At 45.5% G+C, this 19792-nt stretch carries 17 protein-coding genes; 16 read left to right on the top strand and 1 reads right to left on the bottom strand.

Going from position 1 to position 19792, the window contains the following annotated elements:
- The first annotated feature begins 31 nt into the window (after positions 1–31).
- The 10 genes from AC3WU2_RS09675 to AC3WU2_RS09630 all read left to right on the top strand — a co-directional run bounded on the left by AC3WU2_RS09675 (position 32) and on the right by AC3WU2_RS09630 (position 10899).
- Positions 32–688: a response regulator transcription factor gene (locus AC3WU2_RS09675; RefSeq protein WP_492453596.1), complete on the top strand. Its 657-nt coding sequence runs from the start codon at positions 32–34 to the stop codon at positions 686–688.
- 3 nt (positions 689–691) lie between these two features.
- Positions 692–2137 carry a sensor histidine kinase gene (locus AC3WU2_RS09670; RefSeq protein WP_492453594.1) on the top strand — a complete coding sequence of 482 codons (1446 nt, stop codon included), beginning with the start codon at positions 692–694 and terminating at the stop codon, positions 2135–2137.
- Positions 2130–2897 carry a hypothetical protein gene (locus AC3WU2_RS09665; protein ID WP_492453592.1) on the top strand — a complete coding sequence of 256 codons (768 nt, stop codon included), beginning with the start codon at positions 2130–2132 and terminating at the stop codon, positions 2895–2897. Before AC3WU2_RS09670 ends, AC3WU2_RS09665 begins: the two co-directional genes overlap by 8 nt.
- Positions 2898–3066: 169 nt before the next feature.
- Positions 3067–4461 carry an ABC transporter substrate-binding protein gene (locus AC3WU2_RS09660; RefSeq protein ID WP_492453590.1) on the top strand — a complete coding sequence of 465 codons (1395 nt, stop codon included), beginning with the start codon at positions 3067–3069 and terminating at the stop codon, positions 4459–4461.
- A gap of 31 nt (positions 4462–4492) precedes the next feature.
- On the top strand, positions 4493–5302 hold the full coding sequence (locus AC3WU2_RS09655) for a polysaccharide deacetylase family protein (protein WP_492453588.1): 810 nt from the start codon (positions 4493–4495) through the stop codon (positions 5300–5302).
- Between the two features lie 316 nt (positions 5303–5618).
- On the top strand, positions 5619–6341 hold the full coding sequence (locus AC3WU2_RS09650; protein ID WP_492453586.1) for an N-acetylmuramoyl-L-alanine amidase family protein: 723 nt from the start codon (positions 5619–5621) through the stop codon (positions 6339–6341).
- A gap of 21 nt (positions 6342–6362) precedes the next feature.
- Positions 6363–7760 (top strand): ABC transporter substrate-binding protein, encoded by a 1398-nt coding sequence (locus tag AC3WU2_RS09645; RefSeq protein WP_492453584.1) that lies wholly within the window; start codon positions 6363–6365, stop codon positions 7758–7760.
- Positions 7761–7958: 198 nt separating this feature from the next.
- Positions 7959–8852 carry a carbohydrate ABC transporter permease gene (locus AC3WU2_RS09640; protein WP_492453582.1) on the top strand — a complete coding sequence of 298 codons (894 nt, stop codon included), beginning with the start codon at positions 7959–7961 and terminating at the stop codon, positions 8850–8852.
- A gap of 40 nt (positions 8853–8892) precedes the next feature.
- On the top strand, positions 8893–9741 hold the full coding sequence (locus AC3WU2_RS09635; RefSeq protein WP_492454028.1) for a carbohydrate ABC transporter permease: 849 nt from the start codon (positions 8893–8895) through the stop codon (positions 9739–9741).
- A 12-nt stretch (positions 9742–9753) separates the two neighbouring features.
- Positions 9754–10899: an efflux RND transporter periplasmic adaptor subunit gene (locus tag AC3WU2_RS09630; protein ID WP_492453580.1), complete on the top strand. Its 1146-nt coding sequence runs from the start codon at positions 9754–9756 to the stop codon at positions 10897–10899.
- A gap of 63 nt (positions 10900–10962) precedes the next feature.
- Here the strand turns inward: AC3WU2_RS09630 and mnmA are convergent, their stop codons facing one another.
- Positions 10963–12093, bottom strand: a complete 1131-nt coding sequence (mnmA, locus tag AC3WU2_RS09625) for a tRNA 2-thiouridine(34) synthase MnmA (RefSeq protein WP_492453578.1) — start codon at positions 12091–12093, stop codon at positions 10963–10965.
- Positions 12094–12348: 255 nt separating this feature from the next.
- Here mnmA and cymR point away from each other — a divergent pair, with 255 nt between their 5' ends.
- From cymR to alaS, 6 genes are all read left to right on the top strand, one after another.
- A complete protein-coding gene (cymR, locus tag AC3WU2_RS09620) occupies positions 12349–12768 on the top strand; it encodes a cysteine metabolism transcriptional regulator CymR (RefSeq protein ID WP_018757097.1) in 420 nt (139 codons plus the stop codon).
- Positions 12769–12827: 59 nt separating this feature from the next.
- Positions 12828–13985 (top strand): cysteine desulfurase family protein, encoded by a 1158-nt coding sequence (locus AC3WU2_RS09615; RefSeq protein WP_492453576.1) that lies wholly within the window; start codon positions 12828–12830, stop codon positions 13983–13985.
- 127 nt (positions 13986–14112) lie between these two features.
- Positions 14113–14637, top strand: coding sequence for a PRC-barrel domain-containing protein (locus AC3WU2_RS09610; RefSeq protein ID WP_018757099.1), 525 nt, complete (start codon positions 14113–14115; stop codon positions 14635–14637).
- A 12-nt stretch (positions 14638–14649) separates the two neighbouring features.
- Positions 14650–14859: a YrzR-like zinc ribbon domain gene (locus AC3WU2_RS09605; RefSeq protein WP_018757100.1), complete on the top strand. Its 210-nt coding sequence runs from the start codon at positions 14650–14652 to the stop codon at positions 14857–14859.
- A 169-nt stretch (positions 14860–15028) separates the two neighbouring features.
- Complete coding sequence (locus tag AC3WU2_RS09600; protein WP_492453573.1) at positions 15029–16096, top strand: AI-2E family transporter; 1068 nt, start codon at positions 15029–15031, stop codon at positions 16094–16096.
- 952 nt (positions 16097–17048) lie between these two features.
- The gene (alaS, locus tag AC3WU2_RS09595; RefSeq protein ID WP_492453571.1) at positions 17049–19676 is read left to right on the top strand and encodes an alanine--tRNA ligase; all 2628 of its coding nucleotides are present in this window, start codon (positions 17049–17051) and stop codon (positions 19674–19676) included.
- The last annotated feature ends 116 nt before the right edge of the window (positions 19677–19792 follow it).

The raw sequence follows: 19792 nt of genomic DNA, 5'->3' as shown, positions 1-19792 counted from the left end.
TACATCAGGATATGTAAGGAGATAGATTAGCATGCCCCAAAAGATACTGATCGTAGAAGATGATATCCATATTTCCAGAATCATTAAAATGAATCTCAACTTAGTAAATTATGAGACCGTCGAGGTATACGATGGATTAGCGGCGCTTGCAGCGGTGAGGCAAGAAAAGTTCGACCTCATTCTGCTGGATGTCATGATTCCCAAGTTGGATGGGTTCGAATTAATGGAACAAATAAAACCTTATGGCATTCCGGTTATTTTCCTGACAGCTAAAAATTCGGTCTATGACAAGGTGAATGGACTTAAGCTTGGGGCCGATGATTACATGGTCAAGCCCTTCGAAGCGATTGAGCTGCTGGCCCGCATTGAGACGGTGCTGCGCAGATACGGCAAAGAAGAACAGGTGATGATGATACAGCATGTCCGAGTCGATCTGGACAAACGGGAAGTAACGCTGCATGGGGAGACCGTTGAGCTAACGCCGAAGGAATATGAATTACTTGTGGTGTTGTTGAAGAATAAGAATATTGCCCTCTCTAGAGAGCAGTTCCTCGATAAAGTATGGGGCAGCGATTATTACGGCGAGACCCGAACGGTGGACATGCATATCAAGTCGGTGCGTAAGAAGCTTCAGCTGCAGGATCATATTAAGACCATTTACAAAATCGGCTATCGGCTGGAGGATTGAGCCATGAAATTTTGGCATAAGATCTCATTGTTTTCTTTTCTAGTCTTCGTCGTCATCTTTAATGCAGCTTCGATCCTGGTCATCGAACGAAGCCATAACAAGATCCTGTCGCAGGAAATAAACAGCGCCTTAAGCCAGAACATGAGCATTCATTCAAGTATCGACGCGATTGTTCCGATTCTTCGAATCTATGATTCGCTTGATTATGAGAAGACGGTATTAACCAATGTCGCCAAGGAATTCGTAGAGAAGAATCGCGATCAACAAGTTTATATGGATATTACGAATGATAAGAATCAGTCGATCTACAGTAATGTTGATTTTAAGATGCCGATCCATCGTGAGGAACTCAGCAAGCTAGCTGCGGATGAGATACATTATATTCTTCGAGATATTGATCAGCGTACGATCCTGTTTACCTCGAATATTACGGATATTCATCATAAAAGCTATGTCTTCACCTACATGAAAGACGTAACTTCCTTGTACGTGGATCGCTTGGAGCAGTATCGCTTCTTCGCCAAAGTCGATATTGCTGCCTGCTTCCTGTATATGCTGATCATGCTCTTCGTTAGCAGGGGGCTGACCAAGCCGATTAATCGGTTGAATCGGACGGCGCAAAGGATTGCGCAGGGAGGATTTTCGGAACGCGTCTCATTGAAATCGAAGGATGAGATTGGTATTCTGGCTCGTAATTTTAATGATATGGCTGCGGTTGTTGAGGACAAGATCCAAGTCTTGGAGAGGCATAATCAAGAGAAGCAGCGATTTATCGATAATTTTACCCATGAATTAAAGACACCGTTAACTTCCATTATCGGCTATGCCAATTTCCTGCGAACGACGAAATATAACGAAGAACAATTCCTCGACAGTCTGGATGTCATTTATACCGAAGGGAAGCGATTAGAGTCGCTGTCTCATAAGCTGATGGACTTGATATCGTTGCAAGAGGGTCGTGGTCAGATGGAAGAGCAAGACTTAGGATCAATCATCGCCGAAATGAAACCGGCACTTGAGATGATGGCGAAGGAGAAGCAGATTGATATCGTCCTCGATTGCGTAGAAGGCGGCAGACTGCTGTTGGACAAGGATTTGATCAAAGTACTGATTTTTAATCTCGTTGATAATGCGCTGAAGGCGTCAGCTTCCCAGCAGAGCATTACGATCCGGCTGTTCAGTCAGAATGATCGATCCGTGCTGGAAGTGATGGATCAAGGGATAGGTATCTCTGAAGCACATCGGGACAAAATATTCGAGCCGTTCTATATGGCAGATAAAGCAAGAACGCGTGACAATCAGGGAGCGGGACTCGGACTCTCTATTTGTCAGAGCGTAGCAAGGATGCACCATGCGGTCATCGAAGTCGCGAGTGAAGAAAATGAGGGAACGACGATTCGCGTTATTTTCGAACCTAGTTATCCGAAAGGCGGGGGAGTTCATGAATAAGCTCATTCGAATGGTTATCGGTGCAGCATTCGTGATGGTGTCGCTGACGGGTTGCGAAGGCATATTCAACAGCATTGCCAAAGATAAGGTGATGGTGAAGAAAATAACGAAAGAGCCGAATACGAACGAAGTGCAGTATGAAGGCGTGTTGTCGCAGGATGCGGTGAAGACCGTCAGTCTGAATGCAGTCAACAAATATTACGATAAGAACTTATCAATCGATGACGTTCATTTTGACGAGTTGCTTGCGGTAGACCAAATGAAGCTGAAAGACCTGCTGGATCGGGTGGAAAAGAAATATAAGAGTTACCCACGCGTGCGGGAGATGTTCACATTTAAGATGGACACTGAGGCAGAACTGGATAAAATTCCGAGTGGTTTATTCTATGTTACCTTGATTCATGATGCGAACCCTAGGGAAGTTTTTGATATCGTTGTTAATGCAAGAGATGGCGAAGTGCTTCGAATCAATATTGTCGACCAGTCCCCTGTTGTGTACAATGATGTCATTTCAGATCCGCTCATGGATGAATTCATTGGGGTGGCGAACCGTTTCGTTCAGGAAAAGACGAATGAATCATTGTCTCAGTTGACCTTTGATAAGAAACAGATTCGATGGGGTATTAGACCGGAATTATATTACTTGAACAAGACAAATCAGGAGTTGAAATATAGTGTTCAATTCCAAATGGCTACGAAGCAAGTGGTGGGATTTAGTAAGGACGTGATGGCGCTCCTCCAATATTATTCAGAGTCGTAAATCTACAATTTTTGGCCAGCTGCACCTGCAGCTGGTCTTTTTTTGTGTGACTTGTTCGCTTGAATCTAAATTTTACAACTTCTATACAAGTCCATCTTACTTACCATATATTCGCCTACTACACTAAAGCACATGGTCTAGTAAGTTCATAAGGGAAAGGAAGAAGGAAATGAAAAAAACGATATTGATGATGTTCACGATTTTACTAATCATTTCGATCTCGGCATGCAGCACCCCTGCGGGTAAGAGAGAGACACAAAGCGAAAATAAGAAAACAGAAACGCTAAAAGAGAAGAATACGACGCCGGATTTGACATTGGACGGGGAGAAAAAAACGATCGTGTTCTCCACCTATTTTCCAGATGAGTTTTTTATGCAGGCGAAGAAGAAATATGAAGCCAAACATCCGAATATTACCATTGATCTGAAATTTATCGAGAGTGATGACGCCCATGGGGAAGCGGATAGCGAAAAGTTCATCAAGACGACGAATACCGCCATGTTGTCTGGCTCGGGTCCGGATCTCATTGAAATGGACTTGTTGCCGAAGGGAAGCTATGTGAACAAACAATTGTTGGTCAATATGGGTGAGATGATGGATCACGATCCGTCTTTTCAGAGAGACCAATATTTCACAAATATTCTGGACGCGGTCAAATTGAACGGCGGGATCTATGGCATGCCGCTGAACTTTATCCTGTACGGCCTTATAGGCAACGAAACGGTGATCGATAAAAGCGGTGTGAAGATCGATGATAAGAACTGGAACTGGAGTCAATTCGTCGACACGGCCAAGGAATTAAAGAAAGCGGATCCTACCAAGAACCAATCGGCCTTATTAAGCGAACCTCATTTTTTGTTAAATCAAATGGTTAAAGATCAATATGCGACCTATGTGGATCAGGCTAAGGGGGAAGCCAAATTCGATTCAGAAGAATTCAGGTCCCTGCTGCAACAAGTTAAATCGTTATTCGATGAACAGGTGGCTTCGGAGACCGCATCACGATCGATATTCTGGAACACGTCGATTGTTTCCCCTGCGGACTACATTCGAATGATGAAGCAGAGTGAATATTATGGGAAGGGATATGAATTTAAGTCTAAGCTGTACGCCAAACCTCATGCGGACGGGAAGGAAGCGGGAGGATATTTCATAACCTACAAAACAATCGGGATGAATGCCAAATCGAAGGTTAAAGCGGAAGCGTGGGATTTCATCAAATTTATGTTGTCGGATGAAGTACAAGCTAAGGCAGGCAGCGCAGGTTTTCCATTAAATAAGAATGTCTATCAGAAGCAAGTGCAGCAATTGCTGCAAGAAGGCAAGGTCATATCGGATCAAGAAACGGGGCCTCTGAAGGGGAAGGTATTCGACGTGACAGCACAGGATCTTCAAGGATTGGAGCATTTCCTGGCTGAAGCGATCTATCCGGTAGAGTTCAGACTTTCTAAGATCGACGGGATCATTACGAATGAATCGAAGGCCTTCTTCAGCGGACAGAAGTCAGCCGAAGACGTGGCCAAGTTAATTCAAAATCGGGTGACAACTTTCTTGAATGAGTAACCAGAAATTCAGAGAAAGGCTTAGATAAATAATGAAAACATCACGACATAACAAAACAATAAGGAAGAAAAGGGCAAGAAGAGTAGGGCTTATGTTAGTAACTGTTTTTCTGATGATCTTTTTCATAGGGAAATTGATTTCTGATCCCGAAGAAAGTGTAGCTGAAGAGAGTATCCTACAAGATACCGTACAACCAGAAAAACAAAAAAGACCGGATGGCAAGCCGATGGGAAAAGTTGTTTACCTAACATTTGATGATGGCCCTAGTACCTTAACGAATCAATTCTTAGATGTATTAAAGGAGCAAGATATAAAAGCAACATTTTTTATGCAGGGAAGTAATCTACTAAAAACCAATTTACAAGAGAGAGTAAAGCGGGCAACAAAAGAAGGTCATTATGTTGGTGCACATAGTATGACACATATTTTCGAAAAGCTATATGATCAGGGGCAGTTTATACCAGAGATGAACGAAACATTAGCTCTTATACAGGAAATTACAGGTACGAATCCCAAGTTGGTTCGTCCGCCATATGGTTCAGCACCAGGATTGGAAAGTGAACAGATTCGTCATCAAATTGTAGAGGCTGGCATTAAAATATGGGATTGGACCATTGATTCTAACGACTGGGGGTTACAAGACAATCCAAGCCAAATTGTAGAGAATATTAAAAAGGGAACTAAAAATGACATAGAAGTCGTTCTCATGCATGAAAAATCACAAACATTACAAGTGCTTCCAGAAATCATTTCGTTTTATAGGGAAAAAGGATATGTGTTTGGTGTGTATAGTGACGCCGACCATTTCAATCTAAATTTCTATCAAGATCAATATCTGTAATTATTGTACGAGTAGCATCGAAATCCGCGCACCGTGGATCGACAGATCCCATGCTAGCTGCAACCGCAGCTGGCATTTTTGCGCTGTACTCTCTGATAAATTCTGCTTTTTACAACTTCAATACAAGTCCATCTCACTTATCATATATTCGCGTACTACACTGGTAGAATACCACGGCAGGCAGAGAAGAAGGAGGGCCGATGGGTTAGCGAAAATGCTCATCTATACAGCGATATAAGTACAAGACGTGACGGTCGACTATGTTCCAATCTGGATTTAATGAGGCATAGAGAGCGGCCATGAGTAAGGGGACAGCATGAAAAGGATAAGGAGAAAACAGCTTCAACGCCGCCAAGCGATATTTATGATAAGCATCGTTATTTTAATGGGAATGGTCTGGTCCATCTATGCGGCATCATCCTCGATTTCAGGGAATCGGATCACAACTTCGGCGGAGTCGACCGTTTCGCTGAATAAGAATAAAGGAGTATCCAAGCGCTACAAAATTGTGATTGATGCAGGGCATGGGGGCAAGGATCCTGGTGCGGAAGGGGTAAGCGGGAACCATGAGCGAGCTTACACCCTCGCGTTGTCTACGAAGGTATATGACTTGCTTCAGCAGGAGCCGATGTTCGAGGCGCACAGCACGCGTACGGATGACACCTTTGTCAGCCTGAAGGATCGTGCCCAGATCGCAAATGATCTTAATGCAGACGCGTTTGTCTCCATTCATGGGAACACATACGGTGATCCGGATGTATCTGGCACTGAGACGTATTATTATGCGGACGAAAGTCTACTGTTCGCAAGTAAAGTGCACGAACAACTGGCAGAGGCTACGGGGTTCAAGAACCGCGGCGTAAAAAAAGAAGGCTGGGAGGTACTGAAGCTCAGCAACAATCTCGCGATTTTACTGGAGATTGGCTTCCTCACGAACCCGAGTGATGAAACGAATATGCTCAGTGAAATACATCAGAATCGAACCGCCCAAGCCATTGTAAGAGGAATTAAAAAGTATTTCGTGGATAGAGAAGGCTAGAAAAAGGAAGGAAGAATAAACATGAAAAAAATGTTGTCCATGTTGCTAACGATTCTACTCATCATCTCTGTCTCTGCTTGTAGTAGCTCTAGCCGTGCGGGTCATGAAATTGTGGCGCAAACACAAAACGAGGATAAGATAACAGAACAACCAAACGGGGAAAAGAATGAAGGAAAGAAACCCAGTAGTGGCAAAAAAACCATTGTGTTCTCTACTCTGTATCATTATGAATTGTTTGAGGAAGCGAAGAAGAAATATGAAGCGAAGCATCCTAATATCACGATTGAACTTAAATATACAAAGAGTGGTGATGGTGCAGAAGGAGAAGCGGCTCATGAGAAATTCGTCAAAACGACGAACACGGCCATGTTATCAGGTATAGGTCCTGATCTGATTGAAATGGATCAATTGCCAATCGAGAGCTATGTGAAAAAGAATTTGTTAGCCAATATGAGTGAAATAATAGAGAACGATCCAACCTTTAAGAAAGAGCAATATTTCAACAACATTTTGGACAATGTTAAGATAAACGGCGGAGTTTATGGGATGCCCTTGGCATTCATTATGTATGGTCTGATAGGGAACGAAACATTGATAGAGAAAAGCGGGGTGAAGTTTGACGACAAGACTTGGAATTGGAGTCAATATACCGATGTCATCAGACAAGTCATGAAGTTTGGAGATAAAAGCAATTTTGGAGGGTTGTTTGGTTCACCAGATGCTGTATTAAATGAAATGGTCAAAGAGCAGTACCCCACGTTTGTCGATGAGGTGAAAGGAAAGGTGAATTTCGATTCGGATACCTTCACTACATTACTCAAGCAAGTGAAGTCCTTGTCCGACGAACACATTCTTACGGAAGAATTTCTAGTCCCTCTATTCAACAATGTTTCTATTGTTTCACCTAGACATTATATTAATGACTTAAAACAGAGTGAATTTAATCCGAAGGAATATAGATTTAAATCCAAACTGTATACGAAACCAAAAGCGAATGGTCAACAAGCTGGGGGGTATTTTAGACCGTACATAACCATTGGCATCAATGATAAGTCTTCTGTTAAAGAGGAAGCATGGGATTTCCTTAAATTTATGTTGTCTGATGAAATGCAGCCTGGCGGTTTCTCATTAAATAAAACCTCATATGAGAAGCAAGTGCAGCAACTATTAAAAGAAGGGAAGGTGAAATCCGATCAACCCGTTGGAGCTATGAAAGGCAAGATATTCGAGGTAACAGCCAAGGATATTCAAGAACTAGATCAATTCATTTCTGGCGCAATCCATCCCGTTGCATTCAAGCCTACGAAGGTAGAAGAGATCATTTCACAAGAATCTAAAGCTTATTTCAGTGGGCAGAAGTCAGCCGAAGACGTGGGGAAGTTAATTCAGAATAGAGTGACGACTTTATTGAATGAGTAACTCATTTTTCGTAAAAAACCATGAACGACACTTCAGGAGCCGACAGAATCAAGGTCAGCTGCAACCGCAGTTGGCCTTTTTACGCTGTGCTGCTTGTTGAATTCAGCATTTTACAACTTCATTACAAGTCCATCTCACTTATCATATATTCGCGTATTACACTGGTAGAATTCGATGGGGATTTAGGAGATGTTAAATATGGTGGGCAAATGTTATCGGGGCAAAATAGTTAAGTTGCTTCGAAAAGATTGGATGGTGGCTGTTCTTTTCTTGGCGCCGAGCTTGATAGGCTTCGCAATTTTTTATCTTATTCCGTTTGTTATGGGATTTTTCTATTCTTTCCAAGATAGCGCGGTGGATGGCTCTTTTGTCGGTTTTGATAATTATAATGAACTGTTGGCTAGCGGATCCTTCCGTAAAGCGGCATCCAACACATTCCTATTTACCGGTATAAGTGTGCCGCTCATCGTTGTTTTATCCTTATTATTTGCGATTTTGCTGAATCAAAAACTATTTATTCGGAATTGGCTGCAGACGGCTTTTGTATTGCCACTTGTGGTACCTGTCGCCTCTATCGTAATGATGTGGCAAATATTGTTCGACTGGAATGGTACCGTAAATGTATGGATGCAAAGCATGCATATCGAACGGATCGATTGGATGAAATCAGATTGGTCCATGGGTGTGTTGGTTGTCGTGTACACATGGAAAAATATCGGGTACAACATCATTTTATTCTTGGCCGGACTACAAAGTATACCAAAGGATTACTATGAAACGGCGGATATCGAAGGTTCCGGCAGATTTCATAAACTGATTCATATTACGCTGGTCTACTTGACGCCGACCATGTTCTTTGTCGTGCTAATGTCTATTATTAATTCTTTCAAGGTTTTCCGAGAAACGTATCTGATTGCAGGGGATTATCCACATGACCGTATTTATATCCTGCAGCATTATATGAACAATATGTTTCTATCTCTCGATATTCAGAAACTAACGGCTGCTGCCACCTTGATGGTAGGCGTCATTCTAATCAGTGTGACGGTCATGCTCTCAATAGAACGCCGTTTTCGGCAGTTCATGGATTAGTGTAAGGACGGTGAAATGTTTGGCTTTTATTCGCAAGTTTATGTTGACGTTGGTGATGGCAATAATCGCCGCGATGATGCTATTTCCTATTGTTGTTACATTCACCAACTCCTTGATGACGGAAGGTGAGATTGAGCATAACTATCATCTCATTGGCGAGATGATCAATACTTCAGCAGGAGAGAAAGATGGCTTTGTTAATTTGAAGATATTTCCCGATTGGCTGTCATTTCATCAATATGCGGAGGTGTTGGTTCATAAACCGATGTTCCTTCAGATGTTTTGGAATTCCGTAGGGTTGGTCACACCTATCATCGTAGGGCAAGTGCTAGTCGCATCTCTGGCGGCCTACGCTTTTGCCAAGCTCCGATTTTGGGGGCGGGACAAGTTGTTTGTCATTTATTTAATGACCATGATTATGCCGTTTCAAGTCACCTTGGTTCCCAACTACATTATTGTGGAGAAACTTGGTCTAATGAACACAACATCCGCGATTATTTTACCGGGAATTTTCAGTGCTTTCGGCGTATTTATGCTAAGACAGTTCATGCTGCATATTCCGAATTCGTATATCGAAGCGGCCAAAATGGACGGAGCTGGACAATTGAGGATTTTTTATAAGATTATCGTTCCTCTAGTTCAGCCTGGAATTGCTGCACTGATTGTATTGCTATTTGTTGATAATTGGAATATGGTCGAGCAACCGCTTATTTTTCTGGAGGATGCATTCAAGCAGCCGTTATCACTATATTTGTCGCGAATTAATGAAGGGGCCCGGGGTGTTGCGTTTGCTGCATCGGTTCTGTTTATGGCACCCATGGTGCTGTTGTATCTCTATGCAGAATCTTATTTTGTCGAAGGCATTCAGCTATCGGGGATTAAAGGATAAGGGGGGATTACCATGCAGGTACAATCTGCCGAACAAGCGGTAATGGGACGCAAACGAACGATTCGAATCGTTGCAATATTGTTCATTTTCGTACTGATTGCCTTTACGCTGCTTGGCAATACGATCATGGCGCTGACATTGCCTAAAGTCGCGGTCATCGAGCCGAAGCCTGGACAACTCACTCACACATTTAAGGGCAGCGGAATATTGAAGTGGCGTGCGGAAATGGAATTGGTGAATCCAACAAGCAGTATCGTGAAGAAGATAAAAGTCAAGAAAGGGGATGTGGTAAAGAAGGGACAGCAACTCGTGATCTATGATCGCACCGATGCGGAACAACAGATCTTAGACGAGCAAGCGATTCTTCATAAGCTTAGGATTGCCATAGAGGATCATCAGAGCAGCTATATTATGGCAGTCCAGAGTGGGGATGAGCTGCAAATAAAGGGCGCGAAACGCCAAATCGATACTAGCAAAATTGATCTGGATGTGCAGCAACGTAAAATCCAGAAAATGCAGGAGGATTTAACGAAAAGTCGAGCATTGGTGGCTCCGTTTGACGGCATGATCACGGAAGTGGGTGCGATAGAAGGCCTATCTTCCACCAGTAAGGGACCTGATGTGCGAATCTCGAATGGGAGCCTTGGATTTGATGCGGAAGTATGGGTTCCGGCGAAAATGGCATCCTTCTTGAAGATAGGCGATAGGCTTGATCTCCAGGTGATAGGAAGCCAAGAGGAGCAAGTCGAAGGCATGCTGGCCGATATTCAAGATGGGAACGGTACAGAGCTGAGCAGTGGCGATGCAGGCGGGGGTACGCCTCCGAACGCGCCTATGAAGCGTCTGCGCATCACGATCCAAGGCGAAGGCTGGAAAGGCGGCGAGAATGTTCAAGTGGAGTTGATGAGACAGACAGCCGCGGAAGCGCTGCTGATCTCAAATCAAGCGATACATGAAGATTCAAGCGGGAAGTACGTCTATCGGGTAGAAGAGCGGAACGGTCCGCTTGGCAATGCGTTCTATGTCCAGAGAGCATCGATTACTGTCGTGGATGCGAATGATCATGAATCTGCCATAACTGGAGGATTATTCGAACAGGATCAAATCATTCTGGAGAGCAGCGAGCCGCTGCAGGAGGGAAATAAGGTTCGAATGTAATTAAGATACGCGAAATAACCGCTCAGACTCGCTAGGTCTGAGCGGTTATTCGTCTATGGTAGTTTATTTATTTGTTGGCTCCGGCTGCAATTTATGCACCTGATCGATCGTTCCGCCTCCAAGACATACATCGCCATCGAAGAAGACGACGGCTTGTCCTGGTGTAACGGCCTTTTGCGGTTGATCGAATTTCACTTCAGCCGTGTCTGCCGTTAACCAAGTGATCGTGACGCCTTGATCGGGTTGACGATAACGGAATTTTGCTGTGCAGCGCATGGATTCCCCAGGCACCACCGCATCGTTGCCGCGAATCCAGTTGATCCCTGTCGCCGTGAGGCCGTGCGAATACAGACTGATGTGCTGATCCCCTTGAACAACATAGAGAATGTTCTGCTCGAGATCTTTATCTGCGACGAACCATGGTTCTCCGGAACCGGATCCGCCAATACCTAGCCCTTGGCGTTGACCGAGGGTATAGTACATCAAGCCGTCGTGACGTCCCTTGACTTCACCTGTGCGAATATCGACCATGTTGCCAGATTTGGCAGGCAGATAGTTGCTTAGGAATTCCTTGAAGTTTCGTTCGCCGATGAAGCAGACGCCTGTACTGTCTTTCTTCTTCGCTGTAGCAAGTCCAGCTTCTTCTGCAATCCGACGCACTTCCTTCTTCGGCAGATGCCCGATCGGGAACATGGCTTTGGATAGCTGCTGCTGGTTCAACGCATTTAGGAAATAGGTCTGATCCTTGTTGCTGTCCACCCCGCGCAACAGTTTGAATTCTCCGTCTTCCTCAACGACGCGCGCATAGTGGCCTGTCGCAAGATAGTCCGCGCCAAGGTCCATGGCTTTCTGCAGGAATTCACCGAACTTGATCTCGCGGTTGCACATGACATCGGGATTTGGTGTCCGCCCACGCTTGTACTCATCTAAGAAATAAGAGAATACTTTATCGAAATATTGCTTCTCAAAATTGACTGTATAATAAGGAATGCCGATTTGTTCACAGACGCGACGGACATCTTCTGCATCATCTTCTGCCGTGCAGTGTCCGAACTCATCTGTATCATCCCAGTTCTTCATGAATATTCCGATGACATCGTAGCCTTGTTCTTTGAGTAACAGAGCGGTAACCGAAGAATCGACGCCGCCTGACATGCCGACGATGACACGGATGTTCTGATTTGAATTTGACATCGTTATCACCATTTCTCTCCTATATTTCAAAAGGTCTGCCTTGCAAATGTAGAACTTTGAGTATATTGTAACATAACATTTGATTTTCATCGAATAATGTGCATAGAACTTAGATGTCACAACATTTTCGTGAATAGGTTGATGTTTTTTTGACCATAACGATGATAAATATGTTAGGATAAACACAGGTGTGTCATTGGATTTATCGGAATACAATGCTTTAAATTATTGAAGTGATGAGAGAGGTGCTCTTTTTTGAAAATATCAACAAAAGGCCGTTACGGTTTAACAATCATGATGGAGCTCGCAGCCAAGTTCGGTGACGGGCCTATTTCTTTGAAAAGTATTGCAGAGAAGAACCAATTGTCAGAGCATTACTTGGAGCAATTGGTTGCTCCGCTTCGCAATGCGGGCCTTGTGAAAAGTGTTCGCGGCGCATACGGCGGTTACATCCTTTCGAAGGAAGCTGAACAGATTACGGCAGGCGATGTCATTCGTGTGCTGGAAGGACCGATCTCGCCGGTTGATTTTACGGAAGAAGACGATCCTGCCAAGCGTGATTTGTGGCTTCGAATTCGGGACAGTATTGCCCTTGTGCTCGATTCCACGACGCTCGCTGACCTGATCAATTTCAAAGATGAAGGCGCGCTGGATAATTACATGTTCTATATCTAAGCTGCAGCCGTGGTAACCATCGAATTGTGAGTAAGTTAATAGACAGCAGGTGAATGAAAATGTCATATATTTATCTAGATCATGCTGCAACGACGCCGATGCATCCAGCGGTTGTGGAGGAGATGACGCGATATATGCAGGGGCATTTCGGTAATGCCTCTAGCGTCCATCGGATCGGTCGTGAAACGAAGCAGTATCTGAATCAAGCGCGAGATCGTATTGCGGCAAGACTTCGTTGCCACCCGAATGAACTGGTATTTACAGCGGGTGGAACAGAGAGCGATAACATGGCGCTCTTCGGCGCAGTATCGTACGAGAGAGATCGTACGGGCAAGAAGCATATCATCACATCGCAGATTGAACATCATGCTGTGCTGCATGCCTGTGAGCAATTGGAACGCATGGGGGTGGAGGTTACCTACGTACCTGTCGATACTTCTGGACGCGTAAGCCTGGAAGATATCGAAGCTGCCATTCGCCCAGATACGGTGCTCATTAGCATCATGTACGGGAACAATGAAGTGGGAACGCTGCAGCCGATTCGTGAGATTGGCGAGCTGGCCAGATCTAAAGGTATTCGATTTCATGTGGATGCCGTACAGGCATTAGGTGCTTGCCCACTCGATTTGTCGGAATTACCCGTGGACCTCATGAGTTTATCCTCGCACAAAATTAATGGACCCCAAGGTGTTGGTGCGCTCTACATTTCACGCCGCACAACCATTGATCCTCTCCTGTTCGGAGGTTCCCAGGAGCGCAAACGGAGATCGGGCACGGAGAATATCGCCGGAATCCTTGGATTTGCCAAAGCTGTGGAGCTTGCGACAGATGCACTCGATGATAAGATTCAATTTGCCTCCCATTTACGAAATACGATGTTTGATCAGCTTCAAGCACAGCTTGGTGCTCAGCATGTTGTCCTGAATGGCCATGTTAGCGAGCATTTGCCGCATATTCTAAATATCAGCTTGATCGGCGTGTCGACTGAGACGATGCTGATGAATTTAGATATGGAAGGGATCGCAGCAGCTAGCGGATCTGCTTGTACTTCAGGTTCGCTCGAAATATCGCATGTTTTGCAAGCGATGCACCTACCTGAGGAAGTTCTCCGCAGCGCGGTTCGTTTTAGTTTCGGTTTGGGCAATACTATAGAAGATGTGGAAGAAACCATAGCGAAAATTGCAACCATTTACACACGGCTGCGTAATAGAAGTTAGGGGTTTCTATGTGGGCAAGGAGGGACAACCATCCACATCATTCGGAGGACCGTCGGACATGCTGTTGTATCGTGCATTCGAGGTTCAGACCGCTATACCGAAATGAGGAGGACCTTGATAACGCATCATGAAGCTGCTAGAAATGATCGGATTACCCATCTATGAAGTTGAGACCGGCAGACGGGTCGGTAAAATACAGGATTTCTACCTGACGCCAGATTGGCAGATGGAGGGAATTGAACTGGAAGGAAAGAAGTGGTTCGCTACTTCACCCATTCGGATGGTGCCGTGGCAAGAGATAACGGCTTGCGGCGAAGATGCCGTGATGATTGCGAATAAACAGGCGATTCAGAAGCGAAGCGCCGTCGATATACAATATACACTCCTGTGCGGGGATCGCAGAATACGCGATCTCCCACTGTTAACACCTGATGGAAATCAACTCGGCCGTGTTGTCGATGTTTACGTTGACCAGAAATTGGGTAATACAATAATAGGTTTAGAAATTACGGATGGTTTTATTTCAGATCTCATCGAAGGCCGCAAGTGGCTACGGGTGTCCGACGTGCTGCAGATTGGTCAAGATGCCATCATGGTTCCTGTAGACATTGAGCAACGTCTGGAGAAAATCATTACTTCTGTTAATGGATAGGTGAATGTTATGATGAGATGCCCAAATTGCAACTCCAAGGATATCGGCAAGATTGGTTCTCACCAGTTCTACTGCTGGGGATGCTTTATTGAGCTTACCGTGAACGGGGAGAAAATGTCTGTCTTCCAAGTGGAAGAGGATGGGACACTCAGCTCATTGGATGATTTGTTTTTTGGCGAGGAAGTGCCGCAGGATTTCCCTTCGGTTCAGGTTTCTCCATAATTTCATACACAATGTGTAATCATGATACCCTTGTTTCGGTATGGAAAGCCTGCCTTTATCCATGTCATCCGGAACAGGGGTTTTTGGTCTTTGCTGCTTGGCTTATAAATTCCCTACCAGGTACATATACTGATCTATATGCTAGTCCGAACGGTGGGGATGTACGAAAATGGAGCGATTTACGAAAAGTCGATTTTTTATATATGGTGTGTTTACGCTTCTGGGCTTGCTGATTTTGTACATGCTGCTGCAGATTAAGCCCATTATCGTCGGAATCTATGATTTCGTGAAGGCGGTTCTTGCCCCTTTCTTGGTCGCTATGATTATTGCTTATGTGCTGAATCCGATTGTGAACCTGCTTAAGGAACGGAAAGTACCGCGAACGATGGCGGTCTTACTTATTTATGCGGTATTCCTCACTTCGCTTACCGTTATTCTCATGAATGTGATACCGATGTTCATGAAGCAGCTGCAAGAGTTAAACGAGCATATGCCGGAGTTGAATATGAAGGCACAGAGCTTGGTGCAGGATCTGAATCATTCTTTGCTGCCCCCGAGCATCCGTTCTGGCATCTTTCATTGGATCGGGCAGCTGGAGACGAAGCTTGCGCACACGATCTCGAGTCTGATGAACAATATTGGCGAGACGATTAATTTGCTGATGGTTGCATTTATCGTGCCGTTTCTTATTTTCTATATCCTCAAGGATTTCGAAGTGTTCGAGCGGGCGGTGATTCTGTATGTGCCTCGCAGTCATCGGAAGCAGATCGTCAAGTTAATGAAAGATATAGACTCGGCGCTAGGGAACTATATTCGAGGTCAATTCCTGGTCTGCCTAATTATTGGCGTATTCGCTTATATCGGCTACTGGTTGATTGGGATGCCATATCCGTTATTGCTCGCCAGCGTCGTCGCGATCTTCAATATTATTCCGTATCTCGGTCCGTTTTTCGGTGCTGCTCCTGCGATTCTCATGGCGTTCATGGTCTCTTGGAAAATGGTCCTGTTCGTCGTGATCATCAATACGATCTGTCAGATCCTTGAGGGGAATGTGATCTCACCCCAGGTCGTTGGCCGCACGTTACATATGCATCCGTTATTAATTATTTTCGCATTGCTTGTTGGCGGCGAAATCGCGGGTGTGCTTGGATTGATTTTGGCCGTTCCATTCTTCGCCGTCATGAAGGTCATTCTTCAACATTTCTTTGCTTATTATGTGAGGCGAAAGACAATCTGAGGGGCTATTTGACAGGAATCAGCTTCGTCGATATACTTTTAATATTATTGTGAAAAAATGGTCTATACCCATCAATACGTGGATGAAATCAAGTAAGCCGCACCTATGCTCAGAGAGCAGATTCCTTCCCAGCCATATGGTTCTAACGATATGCTGCTGTGATGGCTGTAAGAGTCTGCAATGAAGGACGGTTGAACGCTAATTTCGGAGTGCGAACGAACTTCGCCGGCTAGCCCCGTTAACGGCTCTACGAGGCGATCCAACTGCTGCTAGCAGATGGATAACCAGGGTGGTACCGCGATTTTTCGTCCCTGAATTTATTTGGGGACGTTTATTTGTGTTTGCCGTGGGCCATCCCCCTAAGTCCCCCTTTGAAAGGGGGATTCCGAGGGTTCCCCTCTGGACACCCAAAGTTTGTCGAGGTGCGGGGCAGAGGCGCTTTTTCCTGCTACTGTGGCGGTGGGAGCGCTACGGTCCTTCGGCCCCGCTTGGACGTTGGTGCAGTGCTGGACATTGAACCTGCGCGGTGCCGCGTTCAATGGGGCTGCGGGAGAAGCTCCGTAGCAATGCTGTAAGCAGCTCAGTGAGGGCGGACGGGCGTAGCGTCCGCCGAGCCTCGGAGGTCCAGATACCTCCGAGGCGTGAATTCTTTTTTATCCCACGGTGAGGCGTGCGGCGTGGAGGGCTTGGAATAGCGAGAAGATGGGTGAATATCAGCGGAGTGGCTGAAATCGTACTGGAGAAGCGATTGCGTTCGCATTTGTCCACAGATTTCTACCTCATCGTGTTCTCGTTCAATCAGAGAAATCTGGGGACAAGAGCGATCGGAAGAACGATTCAGTCGCGGAGCGGCCGGGTTCACCCATTTCTTCGAGCGGACATTCCAACTTGCCCATAACACCGCCACCCCTCACCTTTATAAAAACAAATTTTAACTTGGAGGTATCCCCCAATGAAAGCCAGTGAAATTCGCTCAAAATGGTTAGAGTTTTTCGCCAGCAAAGGCCACACAATTGAACCAAGTGCGTCGCTCGTTCCGCATAATGATCCATCCTTGCTATGGATTAATGCGGGGATGGCACCGCTAAAGCCATATTTTGACGGACGCGTGAAACCTGCGAATCCACGGATCGCGAACTCACAGAAATGTATCCGTACGAACGACATCGAGAATGTAGGTAAGACACGCCGTCACCATACGTTCTTCGAGATGCTCGGGAACTTCTCAATCGGCGACTATTTCAAAGAAGAAGTTATCACTTGGGCATGGGAGTTCTTAACGGACAAGAAATGGATCGGCTTCGACCCAGAGCGCCTTTCCGTGACGGTTTATCCGGAAGATGAGGAAGCCTTTAAGTTCTGGAATGAAAAGATCGGCATCCCGGCTGAGCGTATCTACAAAACAGAAGATAACTTCTGGGATATCGGCGAAGGCCCATGCGGACCTTGTACGGAAATTTTCTATGACCGTGGCGAGAAGTACGGAGATCTATCGGATCCAGAATGTACGCCAGTGGGTGAGAATGAACGTTTCCTAGAAGTGTGGAACTTGGTATTCTCGCAATTCAACCATAACAAAGACGGCAGCTTCACGCCGCTTCCGAATAAGAACATTGATACTGGCGCAGGACTTGAGCGTTTCGCTTCCATTTTGCAAGATGTGGATTCGAACTTCGATACGGACCTATTCCAACCGATCATTCAAGCGACATGCGAAATCGCAGGCGTGAAATATGGCGTGAACACCGAGCATGATGTTGCACTCAAAGTTATTGCAGACCATGTACGCACGGTTGCCTTCTCCGTAGGTGATGGCGTTCTTCCGTCGAACGAAGGCCGCGGATATGTCATCCGCCGCTTATTGCGCCGCGCCGTACGTTACGGCAAATTGCTCGGCATGGATCGTCCATTCATGTACCAATTGACTGCGGTTGTTGGCGAGATCATGGGCGTGTACTATCCAGAAGTAGTCGAGAAGCGCGAATTCATCGAGAAAGTGATTCGCACAGAGGAAGAGCGTTTCCATGAGACATTGTCCGACGGTTTAGAGATTCTCTCTCAGCTAAGCAATAAGGCAAAGCAAGAAGGCGTGACAGAGATCAGTGGTGCAGATGCGTTCAAACTTTACGATACGTATGGCTTCCCATTCGATTTAACAGAAGACTATGCGGCTGAGCATGGATTGACTGTGGATCGCACTGGTTTCGATGCTTCCATGCAAGAACAGCGGAATCGCGCACGCGCGGCTCGCCAAGAGACAGAGAGCATGAAGGTGCAAGGCGGCGTCCTGTCTGATTTTACGTCTAAAAGTGAGTTTGTTGGATATAATGAATTGGAGATTCAGGCGCAAATTATCGGCATGATTGTGGATGATGCGCTTGTTGATACCGTCGAAGAAGGTCATGTGTGTCAAATGATCTTAGACCGTACTCCGTTCTATGCAGAGAGCGGCGGTCAGATTAGCGACTTAGGAACGATCTCTAATGACAGCGGTGTTGCACAAGTTGCGGGTGTGTTCAAAGCACCGCTTGGTCAACACGTGCAGCAGGTGACAGTACAATCGGGTACACTTCGTGTTGGAGATACCGTGCGAGCTTCCGTTGATAAGGCGGCTAGAGAAGATATTATTAAGAATCATACAGCAACGCATTTGCTTCATCGTGCATTGAAAGATGTGCTCGGCGAGCATGTTAACCAAGCAGGTTCTCTTGTAGAGACCGATCGTCTTCGTTTCGACTTCTCGCATTTCGGCAGCATAACAGCGGAAGAGTTGACTGAAATCGAGCGCCGTGTCAATGAGCAGATCTGGAAAGGTACAGATGTTGTGATTGAGCAGAAAGCAATCGCAGACGCAAAAGCAATGGGTGCGATGGCATTGTTCGGCGAGAAATACGGCGATGTCGTTCGTGTCGTGCAAGTCGGTACGTACAGTATTGAGCTATGCGGTGGCTGTCATGTACGCAATACATCGCAAATCGGCTTATTCAAATTGGTGAGTGAGAGTGGTATTGGATCAGGTGTACGAAGAATTGAAGCCTTTACGGGTCGTCATGCGTATAAGTATATGGATGGGCAGATTGAACTGCTCAAGCAAAGCGCTTCTCTCTTAAAATCGAATATCAACGACGTGCCGAAGCGTCTTGACGCATTATTCGGACAGATCAAGGAATTGCAACGTGAGAATGAATCACTGCAAGCGAAGCTTGGCAGCATTGAAGCGGGTCAGCTTACAGATCAAGTGAAACAAGTTGGCGATGCGCAGCTTCTTGCAGCGAAAGTAAATGCAAGCGGAATGGACGCGCTTCGCGGTGTAGCCGATGAGCTCAAGGTGAAATTGGAGTCGGCGATTCTCGTGCTTGGTGCGGTTGCAGAAGATAAAGTGAACATTGTCGTATCTGTCTCCCCTGATTTGGTTAAACGCGGATTCCATGCAGGCAAACTCATCAAGGAGATTGCGGCAATCTGCGGCGGCGGCGGTGGCGGACGTCCGGATATGGCACAAGCTGGCGGTAAAGATCCATCCAAATTGGACGAAGCACTGAAATTTGCTGAGGAACTTGTAGCGAAACAAACGGTGTAAACGTGAGGAAAAAGGTTCAAAAAGTCGTCATGACTTTTTGAACCACCTAGAGAAGATGGAATTTTAATGTGGGCAATGATATGTTATGATAGAGAGAAAGCTTTGGAATTGAAGTG

The organism is Paenibacillus sp. EB106-05-06-XG162 (assembly GCF_058791655.1).
Note: the sequence above shows the minus strand (reverse complement) of the source record. Positions and strands in the feature narration are given on the sequence as shown.